This is a genomic window from Rhodopseudomonas palustris BisB18 (assembly GCF_000013745.1).
Classification (GTDB): domain Bacteria; phylum Pseudomonadota; class Alphaproteobacteria; order Rhizobiales; family Xanthobacteraceae; genus Rhodopseudomonas_A; species Rhodopseudomonas_A palustris_F.
Genome location: NC_007925.1, coordinates 792,619 through 817,583 on the forward strand (window position 1 = coordinate 792,619; position 24,965 = coordinate 817,583).

At 64.6% G+C, this 24,965-nt stretch carries 19 protein-coding genes; 8 read left to right on the plus strand and 11 right to left on the minus strand.

From position 1 onward, the window contains the following. Positions 1-208: 208 nt before the first annotated feature. On the minus strand, positions 209-1,165 hold the full coding sequence (locus RPC_RS03650) for an IS1595-like element ISRpa4 family transposase (RefSeq protein WP_011471204.1): 957 nt from the start codon (positions 1,163-1,165) through the stop codon (positions 209-211). A 124-nt stretch (positions 1,166-1,289) separates the two neighbouring features. On the opposite strand from RPC_RS03650, the gene RPC_RS03655 reads away from it, so the two are divergent. After that, complete coding sequence (locus RPC_RS03655) at positions 1,290-1,514, plus strand: helix-turn-helix domain-containing protein (RefSeq protein ID WP_041801356.1); 225 nt, start codon at positions 1,290-1,292, stop codon at positions 1,512-1,514. 5 nt (positions 1,515-1,519) lie between these two features. Here RPC_RS03655 and RPC_RS03660 read toward each other — a convergent pair whose 3' ends face one another. The 3 genes from RPC_RS03660 to RPC_RS03670 form a co-directional block, all read right to left on the minus strand. Beyond that, entirely contained in the window at positions 1,520-2,005 is a 486-nt protein-coding gene (locus tag RPC_RS03660) for a hypothetical protein (protein WP_041801357.1), read from the minus strand. A gap of 576 nt (positions 2,006-2,581) precedes the next feature. Next, the gene (locus tag RPC_RS25930) at positions 2,582-3,169 is read right to left on the minus strand and encodes a hypothetical protein (RefSeq protein ID WP_157043120.1); all 588 of its coding nucleotides are present in this window, start codon (positions 3,167-3,169) and stop codon (positions 2,582-2,584) included. A 284-nt stretch (positions 3,170-3,453) separates the two neighbouring features. Further along, the gene (locus RPC_RS03670) at positions 3,454-4,416 is read right to left on the minus strand and encodes a putative glycosyl transferase (RefSeq protein WP_011471207.1); all 963 of its coding nucleotides are present in this window, start codon (positions 4,414-4,416) and stop codon (positions 3,454-3,456) included. 78 nt (positions 4,417-4,494) lie between these two features. Here RPC_RS03670 and RPC_RS03675 point away from each other — a divergent pair, with 78 nt between their 5' ends. Together RPC_RS03675 and RPC_RS03680 are read left to right on the plus strand one after the other, a co-directional pair. Then, positions 4,495-5,415 carry a transporter substrate-binding domain-containing protein gene (locus tag RPC_RS03675; protein ID WP_080507307.1) on the plus strand — a complete coding sequence of 307 codons (921 nt, stop codon included), beginning with the start codon at positions 4,495-4,497 and terminating at the stop codon, positions 5,413-5,415. A gap of 32 nt (positions 5,416-5,447) precedes the next feature. Then, a complete protein-coding gene (locus RPC_RS03680) occupies positions 5,448-7,088 on the plus strand; it encodes a lysine--tRNA ligase (protein ID WP_011471209.1) in 1,641 nt (546 codons plus the stop codon). Positions 7,089-8,170: 1,082 nt separating this feature from the next. On the opposite strand, the gene RPC_RS03685 is transcribed toward RPC_RS03680, so the two are convergent. The 3 genes from RPC_RS03685 to RPC_RS03695 form a co-directional block, all read right to left on the minus strand. Beyond that, positions 8,171-8,746, minus strand: a complete 576-nt coding sequence (locus RPC_RS03685; protein WP_011471210.1) for a PAN domain-containing protein — start codon at positions 8,744-8,746, stop codon at positions 8,171-8,173. A 326-nt stretch (positions 8,747-9,072) separates the two neighbouring features. Further along, positions 9,073-10,443, minus strand: coding sequence for a glutamate--cysteine ligase (locus RPC_RS03690; protein ID WP_011471211.1), 1,371 nt, complete (start codon positions 10,441-10,443; stop codon positions 9,073-9,075). 96 nt (positions 10,444-10,539) lie between these two features. Continuing rightward, entirely contained in the window at positions 10,540-11,025 is a 486-nt protein-coding gene (locus tag RPC_RS03695; RefSeq protein ID WP_041802398.1) for a MarR family winged helix-turn-helix transcriptional regulator, read from the minus strand. A 128-nt stretch (positions 11,026-11,153) separates the two neighbouring features. Here RPC_RS03695 and gstA point away from each other — a divergent pair, with 128 nt between their 5' ends. Beyond that, complete coding sequence (gstA, locus tag RPC_RS03700) at positions 11,154-11,768, plus strand: glutathione transferase GstA (RefSeq protein ID WP_011471213.1); 615 nt, start codon at positions 11,154-11,156, stop codon at positions 11,766-11,768. A 274-nt stretch (positions 11,769-12,042) separates the two neighbouring features. Here the strand turns inward: gstA and RPC_RS03705 are convergent, their stop codons facing one another. The 3 genes from RPC_RS03705 to RPC_RS03715 form a co-directional block, all read right to left on the minus strand. Further along, complete coding sequence (locus tag RPC_RS03705; RefSeq protein ID WP_011471214.1) at positions 12,043-14,259, minus strand: 3-hydroxyacyl-CoA dehydrogenase NAD-binding domain-containing protein; 2,217 nt, start codon at positions 14,257-14,259, stop codon at positions 12,043-12,045. Positions 14,260-14,454: 195 nt separating this feature from the next. Beyond that, on the minus strand, positions 14,455-15,663 hold the full coding sequence (locus RPC_RS03710; protein ID WP_011471215.1) for an acetyl-CoA C-acetyltransferase: 1,209 nt from the start codon (positions 15,661-15,663) through the stop codon (positions 14,455-14,457). 158 nt (positions 15,664-15,821) lie between these two features. Further along, positions 15,822-17,612, minus strand: coding sequence for an acyl-CoA dehydrogenase C-terminal domain-containing protein (locus RPC_RS03715; RefSeq protein ID WP_011471216.1), 1,791 nt, complete (start codon positions 17,610-17,612; stop codon positions 15,822-15,824). A gap of 328 nt (positions 17,613-17,940) precedes the next feature. Between RPC_RS03715 and RPC_RS03720 the strand changes: the two genes are divergently transcribed. Then, a complete protein-coding gene (locus tag RPC_RS03720) occupies positions 17,941-21,237 on the plus strand; it encodes a tetratricopeptide repeat protein (protein WP_041801360.1) in 3,297 nt (1,098 codons plus the stop codon). Positions 21,238-21,291: 54 nt separating this feature from the next. On the opposite strand, the gene RPC_RS03725 is transcribed toward RPC_RS03720, so the two are convergent. Continuing rightward, positions 21,292-21,987, minus strand: a complete 696-nt coding sequence (locus RPC_RS03725) for an O-methyltransferase (protein ID WP_011471218.1) — start codon at positions 21,985-21,987, stop codon at positions 21,292-21,294. 135 nt (positions 21,988-22,122) lie between these two features. Between RPC_RS03725 and RPC_RS03730 the strand changes: the two genes are divergently transcribed. The 3 genes from RPC_RS03730 (at position 22,123) to RPC_RS03740 (ending at position 24,875) form a co-directional block, all read left to right on the plus strand. Then, positions 22,123-22,947 (plus strand): AraC family transcriptional regulator, encoded by an 825-nt coding sequence (locus RPC_RS03730; protein ID WP_041801362.1) that lies wholly within the window; start codon positions 22,123-22,125, stop codon positions 22,945-22,947. Between the two features lie 219 nt (positions 22,948-23,166). After that, the gene (locus RPC_RS03735; protein ID WP_011471220.1) at positions 23,167-24,093 is read left to right on the plus strand and encodes a sulfite exporter TauE/SafE family protein; all 927 of its coding nucleotides are present in this window, start codon (positions 23,167-23,169) and stop codon (positions 24,091-24,093) included. Further along, complete coding sequence (locus RPC_RS03740; protein ID WP_011471221.1) at positions 24,090-24,875, plus strand: TIGR02186 family protein; 786 nt, start codon at positions 24,090-24,092, stop codon at positions 24,873-24,875. Before RPC_RS03735 ends, RPC_RS03740 begins: the two co-directional genes overlap by 4 nt. The last annotated feature ends 90 nt before the right edge of the window (positions 24,876-24,965 follow it).

The following is a 24,965-nucleotide window of genomic DNA, read 5'->3' on the forward strand; positions in this document are numbered from 1 at the left end:
TCTTCGAGCAGAAGATAATAGCAAACCTAACTTCGAGGCGGATATTCTCTAAAGCTGACGACTTCACAGAGACGACAATCAAAGAACTAGCCAGCGGATACATTACCAGAACGATAACCTCTATCCGGCACCCCGACGATGATCAGCACTCAACACTCCAGAGATAATGAAGCCGGGGTTCGAGTCGATGGCGCTTAGATGCGCAACATTAAGCCGCCCGCTGCCAATATCCCTTCCAATTCCGGCTAACCGGATGAGCCATCGCCAACCCGCCGATGCGGCTTGCCAGCGCGCCGTTGTCGAGACGGCGGTTGTCCTCAATCCAAGCGGCATGGCCTGCGTACTGGTGCAGGTATTGCGGCGAGACGGAATGGTGTTGCCCGTCAACCATGCGGCGAAGGCGTGAGAAATAGCTTTCAGCTTGGTTCGTGCACGCGCCGTCATCGCAGTAAGCCTCCGAGTGATTAATCCTGTGAACCTGCCAACCGGCGCGCAGCGCGTCCCAATGCGCCGCTTCGTCAGCGTGCATGATAGCGTCGCGGGAAACGATACGCTTGGCGATATCGACGCCTTCCGCTTCACTCTTGCGGACGAATGTAACCGTACTGCCGTTGCGTTCGCGAAGAACGATGACGACGCGGCGCTTGCCGGTCTGGTGCTCGGCTAACCGCCGATCGATCCTGTTTTCGGCGTAGTTGGCGGGCCGAATGTGGCCGCCAAAGTAGGCCCCATCAACCTCAACTTCGCCACCCAACGTCTTAGCTGCTTCCGACGCCATAGCCTCGCGCAGCTTGTGCGAAAGCACGAAAGCCGTCTTGTGCTGGCAGTTGATGTCGCGCGCGAGCTGCAGGGCAGAGATACCCTTGGCGCCATTCACGATGATGCAGATCGCGGCCAAGAGGTCGGTGAACGACATCTTGCGCGACGCGAGAATAGTCCCGCTCGTAACCGAGAACTGGCGCAGGCAAGCCTTACATTTGAAGCGACGACGCGTGGTGATCCTGTAGGCGTCCAGGCCACCGCAGAACGGGCAAACGGGCTCGCCGTCCGTGGCAGGCCAGCGGAGCTTGCAGAACGTCTCGTAAGCCTTTTCCTCGCCAGCCGCGAAGATCGACTTGAGCGAGAGAGTGCGGGCTTTTGCCGAGAGAAGGAAGTGCTGGGCCATCTAATGTCATCCTTTTTGGATGACATAGACTATATTAGCTGATTTGGATTACGTCAACTAAAATGGTTGATCTTGACCAAAACGGATATATAGTGGCCGGAACAACACGATAGCAGGACCGACAATGAGCCCAGAGCAAGCGCGCGCCGCGCGGAATTGGTTAAATATCTCCCAAGCTGAATTGGCAACTAGAGCCAAGGTCGGACTATCGACCGTGAAAGACTACGAAAGCGGAAAGCGCAACCTCATCGCCAACAACTTAGCGGCCATCCGCGGGGCGCTAGAGGCTGACGGGATCAGGTTTACGGGGGACTCTGTTGCGGGGCCGATTGTCAAAAAGCAGACATAGGCTTGTCAGGCAGATTGAGAACTGGCGAACCCGCGCTCCCTATCGCCCCTCGGATCAACCATGGGGTAGACGGCAGATGGCCTTCGAAACCAGTTCTTGAACAGATTCCCGCAAAAAGAGATTTCAAATTTTTTCGCCAGTTTCCCGAATACGGTCATTTGGGCGGAGTTCCAGCAACTTAGATATAGCACCCGATACATAGGCTCCTCGTCAGCCGAAAACCGCTCTAGGCACACCCGACCATGTTCAATCGTTTTCTGGCCTTCTCTCAGATCGGCCAGCAATTCGTAGTACCGCCGCTTCATCATCGAATGCGAGCGGGCTCGATTGGAAAGATCAAAAGTCAGATCAAGCGCCGCAATGATGGCCGCGCTCGCCGCGCAAGCCTCCTTTACCGCCCCGACATCAAGGCTAAACCCAAACACTGAATGCGAGATTCGTGGCAAGACGTCCGTCAAAGCGGTCGCGCCGAACGCAATCACCAAAAACATAAACCAGCGATGCACAGTGTCTAAGAACGCTTCCCGGCCTGAATGGTAATGCGCGTTTGCCAGGCAAGAAATCGTTATAGCCTCTAGCGGCGTTGCGGAGGCCACGGGTCCGGGTGACGGGACGGGTCCGTATTCTCCCTTATCTCCCGTCCTGGCCGGTCGTTCGTTCGGCCCGGCTCCCGATCCGGGTGCCGGGCCGGCTCCGGATTCCTCTCCGGCCGCTCCGGTCGCTGCGGTTGGCTCGGCTCCCTCGGTTCTCTCGCTGCCTGCCATATTGCCCTCGAACTACCAGCCGCCCCGCCAACCATGAGATACACCCCCGCTAGATCGCGGGGCATTCCAGTATTTCGGACAAATCAAGTCAATGGGATATGGCCCATAAATGGGGAGTTGCGACTAACTTGCTATGGCTTGAGTTGAAAATACCAGTGGCAGCGCGCGACGCGGCAGAGACATGGCGAAGCATCGCCAATAAGATCGATAGAGGCAGGTTAACAGCGGCGTTTTGATCCAATGCTTATCGGCGGTCGGTTGCTCATCGTTGCGATTGGAGGATGCCTGATCGGCCCATATAGCCTAGGGGCCGCTACCGAGGATCAAATAGAATGCGAGAATCATAGCGGCGCCACTAATGAGACCGAAATAATCGCCAACCGGGCGACTCTTCGCGCCATGTTCGACGAAGCGATAGAGATATACCGAGCAGAAAAAACTGCTGGCGATGAAGCAGAAAAGAAAAAAGAGGAACGTGAGAACAGAAGTTCCGCTGCGCAGGTTGGGGCTACTTACTGGGCGCAGAACTCGTTTCTCGTGTCTCTCGCTCAGTTGCCGATTGGGGTTTTTACCCTTTGGTATCTCATCAAGACGTTCAGGGAAACTAGACGCACCGCTGAGGCTGGCATAACTGCCGGCAAAGCCGCCGTTAGGTCCGCCGAAATTGCCGACAAGACCTTCGAGGAAACTAGAGACAACGCAGAGCGGCAACTGCGGGCATACGTTCTCGTTAGCCAAGGCAGGGTCAGGCGCTTTGCGGTTGGCGAGCCCGTCGAAATAGTGGTCACGATGAAGAACACTGGGCAAACCCCAGCTTACGGGCTGCACCATTGTATGAATGGCGCAATGAGTGATCGGCCATTTGATGAAGTCAGACACGATATCGACCATAGCGACCCGCGTAAGGCAGTCTTGGGGCCTGGGGAAATGTCGACAGCCTTCGCTGGCTTCGGACCAAACTACAGACTCTCCAAGCAACATTTTGATCTTGTCGCCAGTGGTAAGGCAAGTGTTTGGGTTTACGGCGAAATTCGATACAGGGACGCCTTCAACAAGAACCGGGAAACGCGGTTCAGGCTTGTGTATTGCGGGAACATAGCCACCGACCCTCCCGGCGGCATGGCTCATGACGCCGACGGTAACGAGGCCACATAGGGCCAGCAAGGCCCCCTTCGCTAGCGCTTGGTGCATTTGCTACCTAAGGCCGGATAATCCAGCGCGTGGATCGCCTGCAGCAGCGGCGCCACCGATGTGGCCTCGCGATACAGCGCCGCCACCACGCTGTAGACCGGAAGCTGATCGTCGGGCCGCCGCGAGCGGCGCGGCAACCGGCGCCGCGGCCACAGGCTGCCGGTGAGCCGTAATGCGACGAAGCCCAGGAACCAGAGCGCCAGCATCAGGCTGAAAGCGTCCCCCGCGATCAGCGGCGGCAGCAGCGCCAGCGCCAGCACGCCGCCGCCGCGCCGCGCGCGCTGCAGCCAGATCGCAGCTTTCACCGCGCGCGGCGCCGCCGACAATTCGGGATGGCGTTGCCGGAGCCCCTGCGTCGCCGCATCGGCCAGCGCGTGGCCGCCCTGTTGCAGCAGAAAGCGCTGCAAGGTCTCCGCCGAGGCCAATCGCGCATGCGGCCTGACCTCGGGATAATCGGCGACCAATTGGCAGAGCGCCCGCGCCGCCCTCTGCCGCGGCGCCAGCGTCCAGATCAGCCGGCCGCGATGGCGCAGCGGCACGATGCCGGAGGCCGCGGCGTGCGGGATCTGGTGGTCGGCGAGCGGCGAATCGGCGCGATCGATCTGTGCGAAGCTCTCGGTCGCGAGCCCGGTATGCGCCGACAGCTGCCGCAGATAGGTCGCTTCGTCGATCACGCCCCATTGGATCAGCACCTGATCGGCGCCGATGCCGAGTTCGGTGGCGCGCTGCACCGCGGCCTGCAGCAGTCCCGGTGACAGGGCGTGCTGCAGACACTGCAATTCGATGCCGGGATCGTCCGACAGCCAGTCCGGGGTTGCGCTGTCCGCGAGGGCCAGATCGTGCCGGCGATCGCGGCCGCCATTGGCGGCGGGCGGCGGGCGCAGCGCCCGATGGCCACGCGGTTGCCTCCGCTCGGCGTCACGGCCTCCATGGTCGGTGAAGGCCATGCACGGTCCTGATACGCAAACTGCACTCGCGTCCGGCGCCGAATGGTCTATAAGACCCGACCGGCGCGGACCTCCTCAATGCAACCACGGATTGTTTTGATCATCAACGACAGATTGCTGTGCCGCGCCCGTGCAACCGCGATCGCGGCGCTATCGCTCGGGCTGCTGCTGGTGGGCGCGCCGCTCGCCCCGGCAATTGCGCAGGCCCCCGCCAAGGGCGTGTCGCAGCCGGCGCCGAAAGCGGTGCCGAGCTTCTGGGATCCGCGACGGCGGCCGGAGCGGCCGGACCTGTCGCGGCTCACCGTGATCCGCTTTCTCACCGAAACCGATTATCCGCCGTTCAACTTCACCGGCGCCGATGGCAATCCGGCGGGCTTCAATGTCGATCTGGCGCGGGCGTTGTGCGAGGAGATCAAGGTCACCTGCACGGTGCAGATGCGCCGCTTCGAGACCCTGCTCGATGCGGTCGCCAGCAACCGCGGCGACGCCATCATCGCCTCCTTGGCGGTGACGCCGCAGATGCGCGCCCGGGTGGATTTCACCGATCCGTATTACCGCGCCCCGGCGCGCTTCGTGTCGCGCAAGGACGGCGTGCTGGCCGAGATGCGGCCGGAATATCTCGAGGGCAAGAAGGTCGGCGCGATCAGTGGCTCCTCGCACGAGGCCTATCTGAAAGTGATGTTCACCGACGCCGAGCTGGTGCCCTATCCGAACGACGACGCGCTGCGCGCCGCACTGCGCCGCGGCGAGGTCGACTACATCTTCGGCGACGCCATCTCGCTGGCGTTCTGGATCAACGGCACCGATTCCGCGGATTGCTGCGCGTTTTCCGGCGGCCCGTTCGTCGAAAGCCGGTATTTCGGCGAGGGCGTCGGCATCGCGGTCCGCAAGGGCAACGATCTGTTGCGCCAGGCCTTGAACTGGGCGCTGTTCCGGGTCTGGGAAAAAGGCCGCTACACCGACCTCTGGCTGCGCTATTTTTCCGTCAGCCCGTTCTAATCACCACGCGCGCGTCGCGCCCGGAGTTGTTGATGTCTACGATTGATCTTGCCACCAGCCCGAGCGACCTGCGCGCGCTCGCCGAACAATCCAACGCCTGGCCGTTCGAACAGGCCAAAGCGCTCGTCGCGCGGTTGAAGAAGGCGCCGAAGGACGAAGTGCTGTTCGAGACCGGCTATGGCCCCTCCGGGCTGCCGCATATCGGCACCTTCGGCGAAGTGGCGCGCACCACCATGGTGCGCCACGCCTTCCGCGTGCTGACCGAGGACAAGATCAAGACGCGGCTGATCGCGTTTTCCGACGACATGGACGGCTTGCGCAAGGTGCCGGACAACGTGCCGAACAAAGAGATGCTGACCACGCATCTCGGCAAGTCGCTGACCCGCGTGCCGGATCCGTTCGGCACCCACGAGTCGTTCGGCGCCCACAACAACGCGCGGCTGCGGGTGTTTCTCGACACCTTCGGCTTCGACTACGAATTCGCCTCGGCCACCGACTACTACAAGTCCGGCCGGTTCGACGCGACCTTGCTCAAGGTGCTGGAGCGGCTCGACAAGGTGATGGCGATCATGCTGCCGTCGCTGCGTGAGGAACGCGCGGCGAGCTATTCGCCGTTCCTGCCGATCTGCCCGCGCACCGGCGTGGTGCTGCAGGTGCCGATCGTCGCACACGACGCCACGGCCGGCACGATCTCCTATGACGATCCGGAAACCCAGGAGCGGGTGACGCTGCCGGTCACCGGCGGGCACTGCAAGCTGCAGTGGAAGCCGGACTGGGCGATGCGCTGGACCGCGCTCGGCATCGACTACGAAATGGCAGGCAAGGACCTGATCGACTCGGTCAAGCTGTCCGGCAAGATCTGCCAGGCGATCGGCGGCAAGCCGCCGGAAGGCTTCAACTACGAATTGTTCCTGGACGACAAGGGGCAGAAGATCTCCAAGTCGAAGGGCAATGGGCTGACCATCGACGAATGGCTGCGCTACGCCTCGCCGGAATCGCTGTCGCTGTTCATGTATCGCGAGCCGAAGGCGGCGAAGCGGCTGTATTTCGACGTCATCCCGCGCAACGTCGACGACTACCAGCAGTTCCTCGACGGCTACGCCCGGCAGGACGCCAAGCAGCAGTTGAGCAATCCGGTGTGGCACATCCACGCCGGCCATCCGCCGAAGTCCGACATGCCGGTGACGTTCCAGCTCTTGCTGACTCTGGTGTCGTCGTCGAATGCGGAGAACGCCGCGACCTTGTGGGGCTTCATCGGCCGCTATCGCCCGGGGGTGACGCCGCAGAGCCATCCCAAGCTCGACGCCATGGTCGGCTACGCCATCAACTACTATCGCGACTTCGTGGCGCCGACCAAGGTGTTCCGCGAGCCCACCGAGGCCGAACGGGCAGCCTTGCAGGATCTGCGCGACGCGCTGTCGCAATTGCCGGCGGAGGCCACCGCCGAGGCGATCCAGGATGTGGTCTACGAGATCGGTCGCCGCGAGCCGTTCCTCGATCACAAGAAGGCCGCCAAGGACGGCAAGCCCGGCGTCTCGCTGGACTGGTTCAACATGCTGTACCAGGTGCTGCTCGGCCAGGAGAAGGGGCCGCGGTTCGGCTCGTTCGTCGCGGTCTACGGCCTGCCCAACGCCATCGCGATGATCGACGGCGCGCTGGCGCGCAGCGCGTAGCGCCTAACGCACAGCGCGTAGCAAGGACGCATGCCGCCGGCGGATACTGCGGCAAGGCCTGCAGCGTTCCGCCGCAAAAAAAACTTGCGGATAGCAATCCCCGCTTTTGCGCCATCGCTTATTATCACCCCGTCCTCGCTCACGAGGGGCGCTTCTCGAGGGCGCTCATGAGGCGGAGCGAGGATGCGGTGTCCTGCGTGTCGTGCCTCGCAAGCACGCGCCCGGGACGCCCCGGGTCGCCGTCCGGGCCTACTACGGGGCTCTGCCACTTGCTGGTTGGCTGGACGCGGGACAGGTGAAGGCGGGGAAAGCCCGCCGGATCGGCGGTGCGGAGTGCATCGCGCCTGTCCCCGGAAGCACGGTCCTGGGGTCGACAAATCCCGCGATGGAGCGCCGCAAGGCGTGCGCGGCTCAGCCCTGCTTGCGAGCAGTGCCGGGCAGCGCCCTACAATCACGGTTGCGCCTTGCGGCGCTCCGTCCCCCTCACCTGGCGAGGGGGAAACTAACCGCTCCCCTCGCGCAAGCCGTTGCGCGAGAACGATGGCGCGTGGGCTGATCGTTATCGGACGTGGCTGTTTGACAATTTGCATGGCGATGGATGGCGCGCCAGACGCGTCGCCTGAAGCGCTTGACGCAAGCCGAGCGCCGTCATCCTGAGGTGCGCGCCGAGATCGGCCTTGCAGCATGGCACAAGTCCTCGTCGGCGCGCCTCGAAGGATGACGAGACGGGTGGTGTGCCGACCGCGTAGCGCATCCTTCGAGACGCCCGGCTTCGCTGCGCTCAGCCGGGCTGCTCCGCTATTGGCGTCGCGAAACGGCGCACCACCTCGCCGCGTCATGGCCATGACGCGGCGAGTCCAGTGATCCGATCACGCGCTAGAGCATTTTCGGTTAGGATTGATTGATGCGGTTCAAGAGTCCCAGGCCGTCATTCCGGGGCACGAGCAGCTTCGCTGCGAGTGAGCCCGGAATCCATAACCACCGCAGGGAGTATGGATACCGGACTTGCTCGTTCTTCGAACTCGCAATCCGGAATGACGACGACATTTTGGTTGGACGATTCAATCCTAACCGAAAACGCGCTAACGCAGCACGCCGGAGATGAAGCCGGGCTTGCGCCGTGGCGGCTTGATGTCTTTCTTCAGAAAGCAGTGCGCGTCGCGGCCGACATAGCCCGGCCGCGCATAGGTCCAGGCGCGGCAATTGTTGTCGTCGGCGCAGGCCGCCTTGCAGGCCTCGTCGCCCTCGCCGCGCTTCAGGTCGAAATTCTTGTAGTCGCCGCCGTAGCGGTCGATCGCCGCCTCCATCGCCGAATTGCGCGGTTCCAGCACGCCGGCGCCGCGCACCCCGGAGACGCAGCAGCCGCTCTCCACCCGCGGCGGCACGCTGTTCTTCAGCCAGCACGATGCGCCGGCCTCCGGCGCGGTGGGGTAGGCGAAGCTCCAGGAGCGGCAGCGGCGATCGCGCTCGCAGACGATGGCGCAATCCGCCGGATCGCCGCTCGAGATCGCCGTGCGCGAATAGTCGCCGCCGGGGCGGTCGAAATTGGCTTGTGCCGACGCCGGTTGCGGTGCCAGCGCCAACGCCAGCAGCAGCGCGGCGCCGATCAGGCCGAGCGCGCCGCGTCGCAAAAATCCGGTGCCGAAGTCTGCGTGCATTGTCGCATCGCCTCCTCAGCGAAGGTCTGATCGAACAGCGCTCCGGACACCAGGGGTCCGTCGCCGCTGAAGTTAGAATGTCCCAAAACGCCGCGCCGGCGCTCGCCCCCGCAGCGAACTCGGCATAGGACCGCAACCGACCTGTACGGCGGATGAACGGCGGCTGCTTGGGCGTCCTGGCGATCCCGCTTGGCCGTGCCGCCGATGAATGGGCGCGCGCTCGAGCGCACGATCCGGAAAACTGGATCCCGGTTCTCGAAAAAAAGATCATGCTTGATCAGGAAGCTAGATCGGGATGACGGGGCGATGCGGCGCGCGATCCTGATCTAGAACGCGTAAGCCTCGTAAGCCGGTTCCACCGAGCCGTTCCAAGAGCTATGGAACTTGTCGAGCATCTCTTCGGCCGGGCTCTTGCCGGCTTCCAGGATCCGGTCGAGCGGCTCCAGGTACCGCGATTCATCGCGGCCGTCGTGGTCGACCCGGGCGCGGCGGCGCAGCCCGTTATGCGCTAGCGCCAGACACTCCTTGGCGATCTCGAACAGATAGCGGTCGCGAATCTTGGCTTTGAAGCCGAGCTTGGGGACGTCGTCGCGCAGCGCCTGGCGCTCGGCCGCGGTCCAGGCCTTGGCGATCTCCCAGGCGGCGTCGAGGCTCTCGTCGTCGTACAACAGACCGACCCAGAACGCCGGCAGCGCCGGCAAGCGGCCCCACGGCACGCCGTCGGCGCCGCGCATCTCCAGATAGCGCTTCAGCCGCACTTCCGGGAAAATCGTCGACAGGTGATTGGCCCAGTCCGACAGCGTCGGCCGCTCATTGGGAAACTTGGCGTTCTTGCCGTCGAAGAAATCCCGGAACGAGGAGCCGGCGACGTCGATGTAGGTGTCGCCGCGCTTGATGAAATACATCGGCACGTCGAGCGCGTAATCGACCCAGCGCTCGAACCCCATGCCGTCCTCGAACGCCCAGGGGATCATGCCGGAGCGGGCGTTGTCGGTGTCGCGCCAGATCTCCGAGCGGAACGACAGAAAGCCGTTGGCCTTGCCCTCGGTGAACGGCGAATTGGCGAACAGCGCGGTTGCCACCGGCTGCAGCGCCACCGAGACCCGCAGCTTCTTGACCATGTCGGCTTCCGACGAGAAGTCGAGATTGGTCTGTACCGTGCAGGTGCGGTACATCATGTCGAGGCCGTATTGGCCGACCTTCGGCATGTAATTGGTCATGATGCCGTAGCGGCCCTTCGGCATCACCGGAATCTCGCCGCGCGCCCATGACGGCGTCATGCCGAGGCCGAGGAATCCGATGCCGAGCGGCGTCGCCACTTCGCGGACCTGCGCCAGATGCGCCATCAGTTCGGAATGGGTCTGGTGGATGGTCTCCACCGGCGCGCCGGAGAGTTCGAACTGGCCGCCCGGCTCCAGCGAGATCGCGCCGCCGCCGGTGACATCGTAGAGCCCTATGATATTACCGCGCTCCATGATCGGCTCCCAGCCGAGCAACAGCTGCATGCCTTCGAGCAAGGCACCGATGCCGTGGGTGCCTTGGTAAGGCACCGGACGGTGGCCCTGCAGCGTGAACGGGGTCTTTTCGTGCTCGGTGCCGATGCGGAATTCGGACGGCGGCTTGATGCCGGCCTCGAGCCACGCCACGAGCTCGTCGCGCGATTGCAACGGCGTCATATCGATCTGGTCACGCGCCATGGAAATTCCGGAAGCAAGGCGCAGCGATGGATTGTGCGCGGGATCGGGGGCAGAGGCGGGCGCGATCGCCCGCTGCGGCGGAGAGTTGCAAGTCTATCATCGGGCGGCTGCGGCGTCTTTGCCGGCGGCCTGTACCGCATCGCAGGAGCAGCCCAGCCGGTCAAGCAGCGCGCACAGCTTCGCTGCGTCGGCGTCCGACAGTTTCGAGCCGACGTGCTTTTCGATCGTGGCCGAATAGGCGCTGCCCATCCGCTTCTGCAGTTCGCGCCCAGCTTCGGTGATTTCGACGAATTGGCCGCGCTTGTCGATCTTGCATTCGCGCCGCGCCGCGAGCCCCTCGTCGACCAGCCGGTCGATCAGCCGCGAGGTCGAATATTGCGGGATCAGCATCTGCTTTTCCAGTTCGACCGGGCGCAATTCGCCGGACGGCGCGCGCGACAGTTCGACCAGCGCGTCGTACCAGGCGAGCGGCGGGAAGCCGGCCTTCTTCAAATCCTGCTCGACGGCGTCCAGCACCCGGCTCTGGATGCGCATCAGCCGGATCCAGGCGGCGGTCGCTTCGGTCGATGGCTTGCGTTTCATCGCATGGTCCATAGCATCCTCGCACTGTACCGCAATAAATGCAGTTGCATCAACTTGACTATTCCATGCAGCCGCATTTAATCCCGCGGTCTGGCCCAAGCCGACGTGGTTAAGAAGGAAATTCTCCTATGAAGTTGTATTATTCGCCCGGCGCCTGCTCGCTGTCGCCGCATATCGCGCTGTTGGAAGCCGGTTTGCCCTACGATCTGGTCAAGGTCGACATTCGCGCCAAGAAGCTGGAGAGCGGCGAGGATTTCCTCTCGATCAACCCGAAGGGCCAGGTGCCGGCGCTGATGCTGGACAGCGGCGAGGTGGTGACCGAGGGCCCGGTGATCGTGCAGGTGATCGCCGACCTCGCCGCGGCGAAGCATCTGGCGCCTGCCGCGGGTTCTCCGGAGCGCTACAAGCTGTTGGAATGGTTGAACTTCATCACCGCTGAGCTGCACAAAGGGTTCAGCCCGCTGTTCCAGCCTTCGATCCCCGACGAGGTCAAGGCGTTCTTCAAGGAGCGGCTGATGGGCAAGTTCAAATATCTCGACGGCGCACTCGCCGGTCACGATTACCTGATGGGCGACCAGTTCACCGTCGCCGACGGCTATCTGTTCACGGTGCTGCGCTGGGCCGAAGCGATGAAGCTGGACCTCTCCGCGCTGACCACGCTGACCGCCTACAAGGCCCGCGTCGCGGCGCGGCCGATGGTGCAGCAGGCGCTGAGCAAGGAAGGCCTGATGAAGGCGGCGTAACAGCCGTCTTCTTCCATTGAATGACAAAGGGCCGGATCGACGATCCGGCCCTTTTGTTTTGCGTTTTTCGGGATCAGAGCTCTCGCACGGGCGGGGTTTCGACAACCCACGATCCTCTCCGCGTCATGGCCGGGCTTGTCCCGGCCATCCACGGAAACCGGCACGGCGTCGCTTGTGGGCGTGGATGGCCGGGACGAGCCCGGCCATGACGTGGTGAGCGATGGGCCTGATCGCTCTCGCTGCCGTTGCGGCAGCTTCGCGTGAGACCCGTCGCTTACGCCGCCGCCAGCTTCTTCGGTGGGAAGCGGCCGTAGAAGGTCTCGCCGGTCTTCGCCATGTCTTCCAGAAGTTTCGGCGGGGTGAAGCGCGAGCCGTATTTGGCCTCCAGCTTGTGGCACAGCGCCACGAACTCTTTGGTGCCCATGAAGTCGATATAGCTCAGCGTGCCGCCGGTGAACGGGGCGAAGCCGAAGCCGAGGATCGAGCCGACGTCGGCCTCGCGCGGATCGGTGATGACGTGATCCTCGACGGTGCGCGCGGCTTCGACCGCCTGCACCACCAAAAAGCGCTGCTTCAATTCCTCGATGTCGATCGTATCCGGATCGAGATGCTTCGGCTGCAGCGCGGCGATGCCGGCCCACAGGCTCTTCTGGCCCTTGCCCTTCTCCGGATAGTCATAAAACCCCTTGGCGTTCTTGCGGCCGAACCGGCCCTGCTTCTCGACCAGTTCGATCATCAGCTTCTTCTGCTGCTGATCGACCGCCTGTTCGCCGAGATCGGCCTCGGTGGCCTTCATGATCTTCAGCACCAGATCGAGCGCCACTTCGTCGGCGAGCGACAGCGGGCCGACCGGCATGCCGGCCATCTTGGCGACGTTCTCGATCATCGCCGGCGGAATGCCTTCCATCAGCATTTCCAGGCCCTCGGCGGTGAAGCGCAGCACGCAGCGGTTGGCGAAGAAGCCGCGACTGTCATTGACCACGATCGGGGTCTTGCTGATCTGGCGGACGTAGTCGAGCGCGGTGGCGAGTGCGACGTCACCGGTGTTCTTGCCGACGATGATTTCCACCAGCATCATCTTCTCGACCGGCGAGAAGAAATGGATGCCGATGAAGCGCGACTGGTCCTGGAACTCTTCGGCCAGCGAGGTGATCGGCAGCGTCGAGGTGTTGGAGGCGAAGATCGCGCCTTCCTTGAGCAGCGGCTGCGCCTTGGCGTAGGTCTCGGCCTTGACCTTGCGATCCTCGAACACCGCCTCGATGACGAGGTCGCAATCCTTGATCGCATTGTAGTCCGGGGTCGCGGTGATCCGGCCCAGAATCGCGTCGCGGTCGGCTTCCTTGGCGCGGCCCTTGGCGATCAGCCCGTCGATCACGCTCTTGCAATGCGCCTTGCCCTTGTCGGCGCTGTCCTGATCGCGGTCGATCAGCACCACCTCGATGCCGCCCTTGGCGGAGACGTAGCCGACGCTGGCGCCCATGAAGCCGGCGCCGATGATCGCGAGCTTCTTGACCTTGGTCGGCGGCACGTTTTGCGGCCGCCGCGCGCCCTTGTTCAATTCCTGCATCGAGATGAACAGGCTGCGGATCATCGCCGCGGCCTCCTTGGTCTGCAGGATGTGGGCGAAGTAGCGCGACTCGACGCGCAACGCGGCGTCGATCGGCAGCAACAGGCCCTCATAGGCGCAGCTCATGATGGCGCGGGCGGCGGGATAGTTGTCGTAGGTTTCGCGGCGATAGATCGCGTTGCCGGCCGGGAAGATCATCATGCCCTGCTTGGAGAACACCGGGCCGCCGGGCAGCTTGAAGCCCTTCTCGTCCCAGGGTGCGATGGCCTTGCCGCCGCCCTTGATCCAATCCTTGGCGGCCTGGATCAAATCCGCCGCCGGCACGATGGCGTCGACGATCTTCGAAGCTTTCGCTTTGGCGAGATTGACCTGCTCGCCCTTCAGCAGCATCTGCATGGCGTCGGCCGGCTGCAGAATGCGCGGCAGCCGCTGGGTGCCGCCGCCGCCCGGGAACAGCCCGACCTTGATCTCCGGCAGGCCGAGTTTGGTCTTCGGATTGTCGGCGGCGATGCGGTGATGGCAGGCCAGCGTCACTTCGAAGCCGCCGCCGAGCGCGAGGCCGTTGATCGCCGCGACCCACGGCTTGCCGGAAGTCTCCAGCTTGCGCAGGATCTGCGACAGCTTACGGCTCTCGTCGAACAACATGTTTTGCGCGGCGTCTTCGCCTTTGGACTTGCGGGCCTCGGCAAACTGCTTGTTCAGAGCTTCCAACATCGCCAGATCGGCGCCGGCGCAGAACGCCTCCTTGCCGGAGGTGATCACCACGCCCTTGACCGCGGCGTCGGCGGTGGTCTGGTCGACGATGGCGCCGAGCTCTTCGATGCTGGTGACGTCCAGCACGTTCATCGAACGGCCGGGACTGTCCCAGGTCAGCAGCGCGATGCCGTCGGCGTCGGTCTCGATCGTGAAATTCTTGAAGGCCATTGGATTTACTCCTTCGATGCCAGCAGCCGATGCGGCGCGGCGGTTGTTTTCTTCCCCCCTCCCCCTTGCGGGGAGGGGTCGGGGGTGGGGGTCCTCGGGGGCAGGGCTCGTGGCTACCCCCCACCCCAACCCTCCCCCGCAAGGGGGGAGGGAGCAGGCTGCGGCCGTTGCGCAGCCTGCCTCAATTGCAAAGTATCAAACCCGCTCAATGATCGTCGCGGTGCCCATGCCGCCGCCGATGCACAGCGTCACCAGCGCGGTCGACTTGTCGGTGCGCTCCAATTCGTCGAGCACGGTGCCGAGGATCATCGCGCCGGTGGCGCCGAGCGGATGGCCGAGCGCGATGGCGCCGCCATTGACGTTGATCTTGTCGTTGTCGATCTCGAACGCCTGGATGAAGCGCAGCACCACCGAGGCGAACGCTTCGTTGAGTTCGAACAGATCGATGTCGGCCTTGGTCATGCCGGAGCGCGCGAACAGCTTGTTGGTGACGTCGACCGGGCCGGTCAGCATCATCGCCGGCTCGGAGCCGATATTGACGAAGGCGCGGATTTTCGCGCGAGCCTTGAGGCCGTATTTCGCCCCGGCGTCCTTGCTGCCGAGCAGCACCGCGCCGGCGCCGTCGACGATGCCGGACGAATTGCCGGCGTGATGCACGTAGTTGATCTTCTCGATTTCCGGATGCGACTGGATCGCCACCGCGTCGAAGCCGCCCATCATGCCCATCTGCACGAACGACGGCTGCAATTGCCCGAGCGACTGCATCGTCGTGGTCGGACGCATGTGCTCGTCCTTGGCCAAAATGGTGAGGCCGTTGATGTCCTTGACCGGCACCACGGAGTTGTCGAAACGACCTTCCTCCCAGGATTTCGCGGCGCGCTGCTGGCTCTGCACCGCGTACGCATCCACATCATCGCGCGAAAAACCATATTTGGTGGCGATCAGGTCGGCGGAGACGCCCTGCGGCATGAAGTAGGAGGGGATCGCCATCGACGGATCCATCGGCCAGGCGCCACCCGAGGCGCCGATACCGACGCGGCTCATCGATTCGGCGCCGCCGCCGATCACCAACTCGTGCTGCCCGCTCATGATCTGCGCCGCGGCGAAGTTCACCGCGTCGAGACCCGAGGCGCAGAACCGGCTGATCTGCACGCCGGGCACGGATTCTCCCAAGCCTGCCTTCAGCGCCGCGAAGCGCGCGATGTCGGAGCCGGCTTCGCCGACCGGATCGACCACGCCGAGGATTACGTCGTCGACGGTGTCGACTTGCAGATTGTTGCGTTCCTTCAGCGCCTGCAGCGGCACGGTGGCGAGCGCCAGAGCGGTCACCTCATGCAGCGCGCCATCCGGCTTGCCGCGGCCGCGGGGGGTGCGAACGTGATCGTAGATAAAGGCCTCGGGCATTGGTTCTCTCCCGTTTCGGTCGCAGCCCCGATCGAGCCCGACCAATTGCAAAAATGAGTTTGGGTCGTCATTGCGAGGAGCGAAGCGACGAAGCAATCCGGCTCTAACTTCGTGGCCCTGGATTGCTTCGCTGCGTTCGCAATGACGGTGTCACTCGATCAGAATGCCTCCGCAGGCAGTTCCATGACGGTGCCGCAGCCGCTCTCGATCCGGGTCAGATGCAGCGCGGTTTCCGGCAGCATCCGCTCCATGAAGAACCGGCCGGTGGTGAGCTTGCTGGTGAGATAGGGAGTGGCGCCGCTGGCGGCAATCTTGTCCTGGGCGACTTTGACCATCTTCGCCCACATGTAGCCGAAGCCGACCATGCCAAACAGCTTCATGTAATCGGTGGCGCCGGCGCCGGCGTTGTCGGGCTGCGCCATCGCGTTCATCATCAGCCAGGTGGTGGCCTTCTGCAGATCGCCGAGCGCGCGCGACAGCGGCGCGACAAAAGGCTGCATCGCCGCGTCGGCGCCGTGCTGTTTGGCGAAAGCGGCGACCTCGGCGAAAAACGCCATCACCGCGCGGCCGCCGTCGCGCGGCAGTTTGCGGCCGACCAGATCGAGCGCCTGAATGCCGTTGGCGCCCTCGTAGATCATCGCGATACGGGCGTCGCGGACGAACTGCTCCATGCCGTTGTCGGCGATATAACCGTGGCCGCCCCAGACCTGCTGCGCCGACACCGCGTTGGCAAAGCCGACGTCGGTCAACACGCCCTTCAGCACCGGCGTCATCAGGCCCATATGGTCGTCGGCGGCCTGGCGCTCTTTGGCGTCTTCGGAGCGATGCGCGACGTCGCCTTTCAGCGCGGTCCACACCACCATGGCGCGCGCGGCTTCGTTGAAGGCGCGGATGGTGAGCAGCGTGCGGCGGATGTCGGGATGCACGATGATCGGATCGGCCGGCTTGTCGGTGGCTTTCGCCCCGGTGAGCGAGCGGCCCTGCAGCCGCTCCTGGGCGTAGATCACGGCGTTCTGATACGCCACTTCGGATTGCGCGAGGCCCTGCACCGCGACGCCGAGCCGGGCCTCGTTCATCATCACGAACATGCCCTGCATGCCCTTGTTCTCTTCGCCGATCAGCCAGCCGGTGGCGTCGTCGTAGTTCATCACGCAGGTGGCATTGCCGTGAATGCCCATCTTGTGCTCGATCGCGCCGCAGGTGACGCCATTGCGGCCGCCGAGCGAGCCGTCGGCATTGACCAGGATCTTCGGCACCACGAACAGCGAGACGCCCTTGATGCCGGCCGGCGCGCCTTCGATCCGCGCCAGCACCAGATGAATGATGTTCTCGGACAGGTCGTGTTCGCCGGCGGAGATGAAGATCTTGGTGCCGGTGATCTTGTAGCTGCCGTCGGCCTGCTTGATCGCCTTGGTGCGCAACAGCCCGAGATCGGTGCCGCATTGTGGCTCGGTCAGGTTCATGGTGCCGGTCCATTCGCCGGTCACCATCTTGGGAATGAAGATCGCCTTCTGCTCGGGCCGGCCATGGACCAAGAGCGCCGCGGTCGCCCCCATGGTGAGGCCGTGATACATCGAGAACGCCATGTTGGCGGAGGTCAGGAATTCGGCCACCGTATGCGACAGCGTCGAGGGCAGGCCCTGGCCGCCGAATTCTTCGGGCGCCGACAGGCCGAGCCAGCCGCCTTCGGCGACCTGCTTGTAGGCTTCTTTGAAGCCGGTGGGCGTGGTGACGCGGCCGTCGTCGTGGCGGGTGCAGCCTTCCTTGTCGCCGACCCGGTTCAAGGGCAGCAGCACCTGTTCGCTGAGCTTGGCCGCTTCATTCAGGATGGCGTCGCGGACGTCGGCCGATGCATCGCTGAACCCCGGGAGATTGTCGTAGCGGTCGATCTGAAACACGTCGTTGAGCAGGAACCCGACGTCTTCAAGCGGGGCTTTGTAGCTGGGCATCTGGTCCTCTCGTGTGGGGCCTTTGGTGAGCCCCGTTTAGGGAAAATTAGGCGGCGCAGCAATCGAAATACACATGGCTGCCCTGTCCAAACAGCGGCTTGGGAACTGACAGGCGCCGGCGGGCGACGATCTTCCGTGAGGCGGTATTTTCCTCCCGCTACTAACTTTCCTGCCTCCGCAAGGTCGCTCTTTAACTCGTTCTTTACCCTAACACGAAAAAGTCGATGCGAGGGCAGACGACCCGCGTCGGATTGGATTGTCTCGTCATGGGACGCGCGGAGAGGGCTGCGGGGCGCGGGTAGCGCCGGTGCCGGAAGCGGACAAGAGCATGAATTCGCGCGTATCGTGGAGTGTCGAGGGGATCGAACCGTCAGTGCGCGAGCGGGCCGAAGCCGCCGCGCGCCGGGCCGGCCTTTCGCTCGGCGACTGGATCAGCGCCCAGGTCGGCGACGTTCCGCCGCAGCTTCGGCCGCAGGACCCATCGCAGGCGACTGTGCGGCAGTCATCGCCCGGTTTGGCGGAGAAAGATGCCCAGGAGGTCGCCGAAATCCACCAACGGCTGGATTCCATCACCCGGCAGATCGAACAGATTTCGCGGCCGGCCGGCCGCGGCGAGCCCGGCGTAGCCCGGCAGCTCAACGACGCCATCTCGCGGCTCGATGCCCGGTTGTCGCAGATTACCGCACGGCCCGCTCAACGCCCCGATCCGCAGCAATCTCAGCCACAGATCGACCGGGTCGAGCGCGCCGCTGCCGATGTCTATCGCTCGTCGCCGCCGCTCAGCCCGGTCTCGCTGGATTTTGCGATCGCCGAGATCGCCGCGCGGCAGAACGAGCTCGACGCCGCCGCCAACCAGATCATGCCGCGCCGCGCCGCGCCGCCGATCGCGCCCGCGATGCCGGCCGCGCCGGATGTGTCCGGGCTGGAACGCCAGTTGCACAAGATCACTACCCAGATCGACGCATTGCAGCGTCCTGATGCGATCGAGCAATCGATCGCCGCTTTCCGCACCGAGCTCGCCGAGATCCGCCAGACCATCACCGAAGCGATGCCGCGTCGCGCCATCGAATCGCTGGAGACCGAGATCCGCTCGCTGGCGCAGCGCATCGACGAGAGCCGGCACAGCGGCATCGATGGCGGTGCGCTGGCCGGGGTCGAGCGCGCGCTGGAAGAAATCCGTGACGTGCTGCGCTCGTTGACGCCGGCCGAGCAGCTCGCCGGGTTCGACGAGGCGATCCGCAATCTCGGCGGCAAGATCGACATGATCGTCCGCTCGAGCGGCGATCCTTCGACGCTGCAACAGCTCGAAGGCGCCATAGCGGCGCTGCGCGCCATCGTCTCCAACGTCGCCTCCAACGAGGCGCTGGCGCGGCTCAGCGAGGACGTCCACACGCTGTCGTCCAAAGTCGACCAGCTCGCCCGGGCCGACAGCCACAGCGATTCCTTCGCCGCCCTCGAACAACGCATCGCCGCTCTGACCACGACGCTGGAGAACCGCGAACGGCCGGTGCAAAGCGATCCTTCGGCGCAACTGGAAACCGCGCTGCAGGCGTTATCCGATCGGCTCGATCATCTGCCGGTCGGCAATGACGGCGCCGCCACTTTCGCGCATCTCGAGCAGCGGGTCAGCTACCTGCTCGAGCGCCTGGAAGCCTCGGCCGAGGCTCGCTCGCCGAATCTCGGGCGGGTCGAAGAAGGCTTGCAGGACGTGCTGCGTCAGCTCGAACGCCAGCAGGACACCTTCGCCGCGCTGACCGCGGTCAGCCGCACCACGTCGCCGGACAACGGTCTGGTCGATACGCTGAAGCGCGAAATCACCGATCTGCGGCTGACGCAGTCGCAAGCCGATCGCCACACCCAGGACTCCCTGGAAGCGGTGCACAATACGCTCGGCCACGTGGTCGACCGGCTGGCGATGATCGAAGGCGATCTACGCAGCGCGCGCTCCGCGCCGCAGCCGGCTCCGACGCCGCAGCCGCAGCCCGCAGCAATCCGGCCGATCACGCCGCAGCCCGCGCCGCCGCCCTCGGCGCCCGCGGTCGTGGTACCGCCCCGACCGGAGATGCCGAATCCCGCCGCCGCGCATTTCGACGCAGCCCCCCGTCAATTCGCCCCGGTTTCGACGCCGGCCGAGCCGTCGGCGCCGAGTGCCGCGAAGACCATCAAGGATATTTTGAGCCCGAAGCCGGCGCGCGACAGCGTCGCCGCGCCGCCCGAGAAGGCGCCTGCGCGTGCTCCGTCCCGGCTGTCGATCAATCCCGAACTGCCGCCGGATCATCCGCTAGAGCCCGGCACCCGCCCGCAGGGACGGACCTCACCGTCGGAGCGGATCGCGGCGTCGGAAAGCGCGATCAGCGAGATCCCGGCGCCGACCCGCGAACAAGTTAGTTCGTCGAACTTCATCGCCGCGGCACGCCGCGCCGCGCAGGCCGCCGCAGCCGCGAGCCAGGTGACCGAGAAGTCGAAATCCGCCGCCAAATCCGCCGCCAAGTCGGCGGCGAAGCCGGGCGGCAAAACCGGCGCTCCGGGCACGGCGACGCCGAGCGGTGGCAACTCGACGCTGGGTTCGAAAATTCGCTCGTTGCTGGTCGGGGCCAGCGTGGTGGTGATCGTGCTCGGCACCTTCAAAATGGCGATGACCATGCTCGACGGCGGCCCGTCGCAGCCCGCCGCCATCGAAAGCGCGGAGCCGGCGCCGTTGCCGCCGCCCAGCAGCGGCGACGCCGCACCGGCGCCTGCCACACCGGCCAACCCGTCGATGACCTCGCCGACCCCGATCGACCGGCAATCGTTGTTCGGCCCGGCGCCGGCCGCGCCGGGCGGCAGCCGCGTCGCCGATGCCGACGTCACCGGCACGATTCCGACACCGCCACCGGCGATTCCGACGGCGCCGCCGAGCGGCCGTGCGGCGACCATGGTGTCGATCCCGGCAAACGAGAAACTGCCGGATGCGATCGGCGGAGCGCAACTGCGCTTCGCTGCGCTGAAAGGCGATCCCGCCGCGGCCTATGAAATCGGTGTGCGCTACGCCGAAGGCAAAACCGTGCCGGCGAATTTCGACGAGGCCGCGAAATGGTATGAGCGCGCCGCGCAGGCCGGCATCGTGCCGGCGATCTTCCGGATCGGCACCCTTTATGAAAAGGGTCTCAGCGTGAACAAGGATCTCGGCGCCGCGCGACGCTACTACATCCTCGCGGCGGAGCGCGGCAACGCCAAGGCGATGCACAATCTCGCGGTGCTGGAAGCCGATGGCGGCGCGCAGGGCGCCAACTACAAGAGCGCCTCGCAATGGTTCCGCAAGGCTGCCGAGCGCGGCGTCGCCGACAGCCAATTCAATCTCGGCATTCTCTATGCGCGCGGCATCGGCGTCGAGCAGAACCTCGCCGAATCCTACAAATGGTTCAGCCTCGCTGCCGCGCAGGGTGACGCCGATGCCGGCCGTAAGCGCGACGATGTCGCCAAACGGCTCGACCCGCAATCGCTGTCGGCCGCCAAATTGGCGATCCAGACCTTCATGCCGGAGCCGCAGCCGGACGACGCGATCAACGTGGCCAGCCCGCCCGGTGGTTGGGACGGTGCCGGCACTGCTGCCAGGCCCGCGGCGGCCAAGCGCGCGGCGCGGTAACGCACCGATCGTTCCGCGGCTGCCGCAAACTCGGCGGCGTCGGCCACTCGAAAGTCAGCCGACCCACACGGTGAACTCGTTGCCGCGGCCTTCGTCGATGTCGAGCGACCGGGAGAAATAACCATTGGCGGGAGCGCGGACGTAATCGAGATAGTCCTGCGCAAAGGCATTCTCGCCGAGGATCACAGCGCCGGGCGTTAGCCGGGGCTCGATCAATTTGAGTACCGGCAGGTACAGCGAAAACGCGCCATCGATCGATAGAACATCAACCTCGCCGCCGACGTCCTCAAGCGTGTCGAGTGCATCGCCCTCGCGGATCTCCACCAGGTCGGCAAGCCCGGCCGCTTCGAGGTGAGCCCGCGCCCGCGTTACTTTGGTGGGTTCGAGCTCGGAGCCGATCAGCTTTCCGCCGCCATTGTCGCGAAGCGCAGCCGCAAGATAGATCGTCGAGACCCCCATCGATGTGCCGAACTCGACGATCCGGGTCGCCCTGCGGGCGCGTGCGAGCGCGTAAATGAAACGGCCATAGGCCGGAGAAATCGCCAGGAAATGATCGGCGTGGCCGCGATACATCGTTCGATAGTTCAACCGCTCCTCGTCGACAAACTTGGCGGCCGCATCCTTCAGCGTTTCACCGGAAGCCTCAAGCTGCGCCATCAACTTGGTCATCAGGTTGCGGTCTGCGGCGTCGGCCTCTGCGTGGAGTTTGTCGAGCGTCGCTGCGACGCGCGTGCTGCTCAGCAATGTCATGAAAGTCCCTTTCGGTGGTGCGAGACCGTTTCGGCCTCGGCCGTCCGTGTCAGTAAAGGGAGGCCGCGTTGGCGTCATTACGAAGCCGAGACAGATTGTTATCCATTTGCGCCAGGCCGTGTGGTAGATCGAACGATGCCCATTCTCACCGACAGCTCCGTTGCCTCCGACTGGATCGAGCCCGACGAGGTCGCGCGCCCGGTCGTCACCTACGGCATGGCGTCGAACAAAATCGTCACGTTCGAGCTCGACGCGCATCGCCATGCCAAGGGTCAGATCATGCTGGTGCAGCGCGGCGCGCTCAGTTGCCAAGTGGAGGGCGGATTGTGGATCGTCCCACCGCGCAGCGCGGTCTGGATCCCAAGCCGCGCGCTGCACGCCATCAAGGCGACCGGCTCGCTCGAAGGCTATAGCGCGTTCGTCGCGGCCGGCTTCGACACCGGCCTGCCGCAACGCTGCTGCACGGTCGCCGTGACCCCGCTGCTACGCGAATTGCTGTTCCGCGCCGCCCGCTTGCCGCTATTCTACGACGAGGGCGGCGCCAATTCCCGGCTGATGGCGGTGCTGCTCGACGAGATCGCGACCGCGCAGGTCGAAGACCTGCACCTGCCGATGCCGACCGACGCGCGGCTGTGTGCCTTGGTCGATCTGATGATGGCCGCGCCCGCGGAACGCGGCTCGCTGGAGGGCTGGGCGCAGCGCGCCGGCCTCAGCGAGCGGACGCTGGTGCGGCTGATCAGCCGCGAAACCGGGATGAGCTTCGGACGTTGGCGCCAGCAACTCGGCGTGATGCTCGCGGTGCAGTGGCTCGCCGGCGGCGCGTCGATCCAGCAGGTCGCCGCCGACCTCGGCTATGAGAGCGTGCCGAGCTTCGTCACGATGTTCCGCAAGACGCTCGGCACCTCTCCGGGCAGGTACATGGCGGAGCGTTATTCCGGCCGGTCCTTCGAGTCGCGGTGAGCCAGGGCGCGGGTCGTCACGCGCGCCGACCGGGTCCGCGCTGGGTTTCGCCGACCATCGCGTTAATCTGAATAATTCACCAACTTGACCAATGCATGACCGGCGGGGCCGGAAAACCGCCGCCGGTCGCGCATTCTTTAGTACCGCCGGCGCCGATTTCGGATATGCAAAGACGCAGCGAATAATCGCGTCAGCCACCTCTGTCCGAAGCGAACACGCGTGCAGCTATATCTTCCGATCGCCGACATTCCCGTCAATGTTCTGCTCATCCTGGCGATGGGCGCGGCCGTGGGATTCGTCTCGGGCATGTTCGGGATCGGCGGCGGATTTTTGATGACGCCGCTGTTGATCTTCATCGGCATCGCGCCGGCGGTGGCGGTCGCCTCGGTGACCAGCCACATGGCGGCGTCGTCGCTGTCCGGCGCGCTGTCGTATTGGCGGCGTCGCGCCATCGATCCGGCGCTGGCGCTGGTGTTGCTCTGCGGCGGCCTGATCGGCACCGCGCTCGGGGTCTGGTTCTTCACCTTGATGCGCTCGCTCGGCCAGCTCGATCTAGTGATCGCGCTGTCCTACGTGGTGCTGTTGACCGCGGTCGGCGGGCTGATGGTGTGGGAAGGTCTTCGCGCCATCCTGCGCACGCGCCGCGGCGACATCGTCCAGCCGAAACGCTCCGGCAACCGCAACTGGATCCACGCGCTGCCGCTGAAGATGCGGTTCAAGCGCTCCAAAATGTATCTGTCGGTGATCCCGGTGGTGGTGATCGGGCTGGTGATCGGCTTCATCGGCGCGGTGATGGGGGTCGGCGGCGGCTTCATCCTGGTGCCGATCCTGATCTATCTGTTGCGGGTGCCGACCTCGACGGTGATCGGCACCTCGATGGTGCTGACGCTGTTCACCATGCTGATCGCCACCGTGCTGCACGCCGTCACCAACCACCTGGTCGACGCCGTGCTGGCGCTGATTCTGATGATCGGCGGCGTCACCGGCGCGCAGTTCGGCGCCCGCGCCGGACAGCGCATCCGCGGCGAACAATTGCGGCTGTTGCTCGGGCTGTTGATTTTGGCGGTCGGGGTGCGGTTCGCGATCGAACTCGGAATCCAGCCGCAGGATCTGTTCACCATCCGCGAGACCGGGGGCAGCGCTTGACACGGGCGCGCGCGGCGCTGATCGGGCTTGGCCTGCTGCTCGCCGCGGCCGGCATCGGCAGCGCGCGAGCCGAACAATTGATCGTCTCGATTTCCAACACCCGCATCACCGTGACGCCGAGTTATTCCGGCGGCGAACTGGTGCTGTTCGGCTCGATCGAGAAGGACGCCGAGACCCCGGCCGAGCGCACCGCCTATGATCTGGTGGTGACGGTGCGCGGGCCGCGCGCCGACATGGTGACGCGGCGCAAGGAGCGCAAGCTGGGGATCTGGGTCAATGCCGACTCCCGCCAGTTCCTGATGGTGCCGAGCTATCTGGCGGTGTTCGCCAACAAGCCGCTGGAGGCGATCGCCTCGCCGGAGGTGCTGCGCCGCCAGCAGCTCGGGCTCAACAACATCCTGTTGACCCAACGAGTCGGCCCGGACTTCGCCGACGTGGTGCCGAACGATGCCTTCCGCAGCGCGTTCGTCCGGCTGCGCTCCGAACACGGGCTGTACCGCGAGGAAACGTCGGCGGTGACCTTCTTGACGCCGACCTTGTTCCGCACCGGGATTCCGCTGCCGGCCGAAGTGCCGATCGGGTCCTATCAGGTCGAGATCAAGGTGTTCGCCGGCGGCGCCTTGGTCACCAAGACCGACACCTCGTTCGAAATCGTCAAAGTCGGCTTCGAGCAATTCGTCGCCTCCACCGCGCGGCAGAATGGCCTCGCCTATGGCCTGGTCACCGCGCTGATGGCGCTGTTGACCGGCTGGATGGCCTCGGTGGTGTTTCGCAGGGATTGAGGCAAAGATTTGCGTGCCCCGGACGCAGCGCATCGCGCCGCGCTTGCGGCGTGGTGCACTGCGGAGCCGGGGCCGTTACGGAACGCGGCA

Bases quoted from the DNA above. Each gene is read 5' to 3' on its own strand.
- RPC_RS03650 (WP_011471204.1), bottom strand. From the start codon at position 1,165: ATGGCCCAGCACTTCCTTCTCTCGGCAAAAGCCCGCACTCTCTCGCTC.
- RPC_RS03655 (WP_041801356.1), top strand. From the start codon at position 1,290: ATGAGCCCAGAGCAAGCGCGCGCCGCGCGGAATTGGTTAAATATCTCC.
- RPC_RS03660 (WP_041801357.1), bottom strand. From the start codon at position 2,005: ATGTTTTTGGTGATTGCGTTCGGCGCGACCGCTTTGACGGACGTCTTG.
- RPC_RS25930 (WP_157043120.1), bottom strand. From the start codon at position 3,169: ATGGTCGATATCGTGTCTGACTTCATCAAATGGCCGATCACTCATTGC.
- RPC_RS03670 (WP_011471207.1), bottom strand. From the start codon at position 4,416: ATGGCCTTCACCGACCATGGAGGCCGTGACGCCGAGCGGAGGCAACCG.
- RPC_RS03675 (WP_080507307.1), top strand. From the start codon at position 4,495: ATGCAACCACGGATTGTTTTGATCATCAACGACAGATTGCTGTGCCGC.
- RPC_RS03680 (WP_011471209.1), top strand. From the start codon at position 5,448: ATGTCTACGATTGATCTTGCCACCAGCCCGAGCGACCTGCGCGCGCTC.
- RPC_RS03685 (WP_011471210.1), bottom strand. From the start codon at position 8,746: ATGCACGCAGACTTCGGCACCGGATTTTTGCGACGCGGCGCGCTCGGC.
- RPC_RS03690 (WP_011471211.1), bottom strand. From the start codon at position 10,443: ATGGCGCGTGACCAGATCGATATGACGCCGTTGCAATCGCGCGACGAG.
- RPC_RS03695 (WP_041802398.1), bottom strand. From the start codon at position 11,025: ATGAAACGCAAGCCATCGACCGAAGCGACCGCCGCCTGGATCCGGCTG.
- gstA (WP_011471213.1), top strand. From the start codon at position 11,154: ATGAAGTTGTATTATTCGCCCGGCGCCTGCTCGCTGTCGCCGCATATC.
- RPC_RS03705 (WP_011471214.1), bottom strand. From the start codon at position 14,259: ATGGCCTTCAAGAATTTCACGATCGAGACCGACGCCGACGGCATCGCG.
- RPC_RS03710 (WP_011471215.1), bottom strand. From the start codon at position 15,663: ATGCCCGAGGCCTTTATCTACGATCACGTTCGCACCCCCCGCGGCCGC.
- RPC_RS03715 (WP_011471216.1), bottom strand. From the start codon at position 17,612: ATGCCCAGCTACAAAGCCCCGCTTGAAGACGTCGGGTTCCTGCTCAAC.
- RPC_RS03720 (WP_041801360.1), top strand. From the start codon at position 17,941: ATGAATTCGCGCGTATCGTGGAGTGTCGAGGGGATCGAACCGTCAGTG.
- RPC_RS03725 (WP_011471218.1), bottom strand. From the start codon at position 21,987: ATGACATTGCTGAGCAGCACGCGCGTCGCAGCGACGCTCGACAAACTC.
- RPC_RS03730 (WP_041801362.1), top strand. From the start codon at position 22,123: ATGCCCATTCTCACCGACAGCTCCGTTGCCTCCGACTGGATCGAGCCC.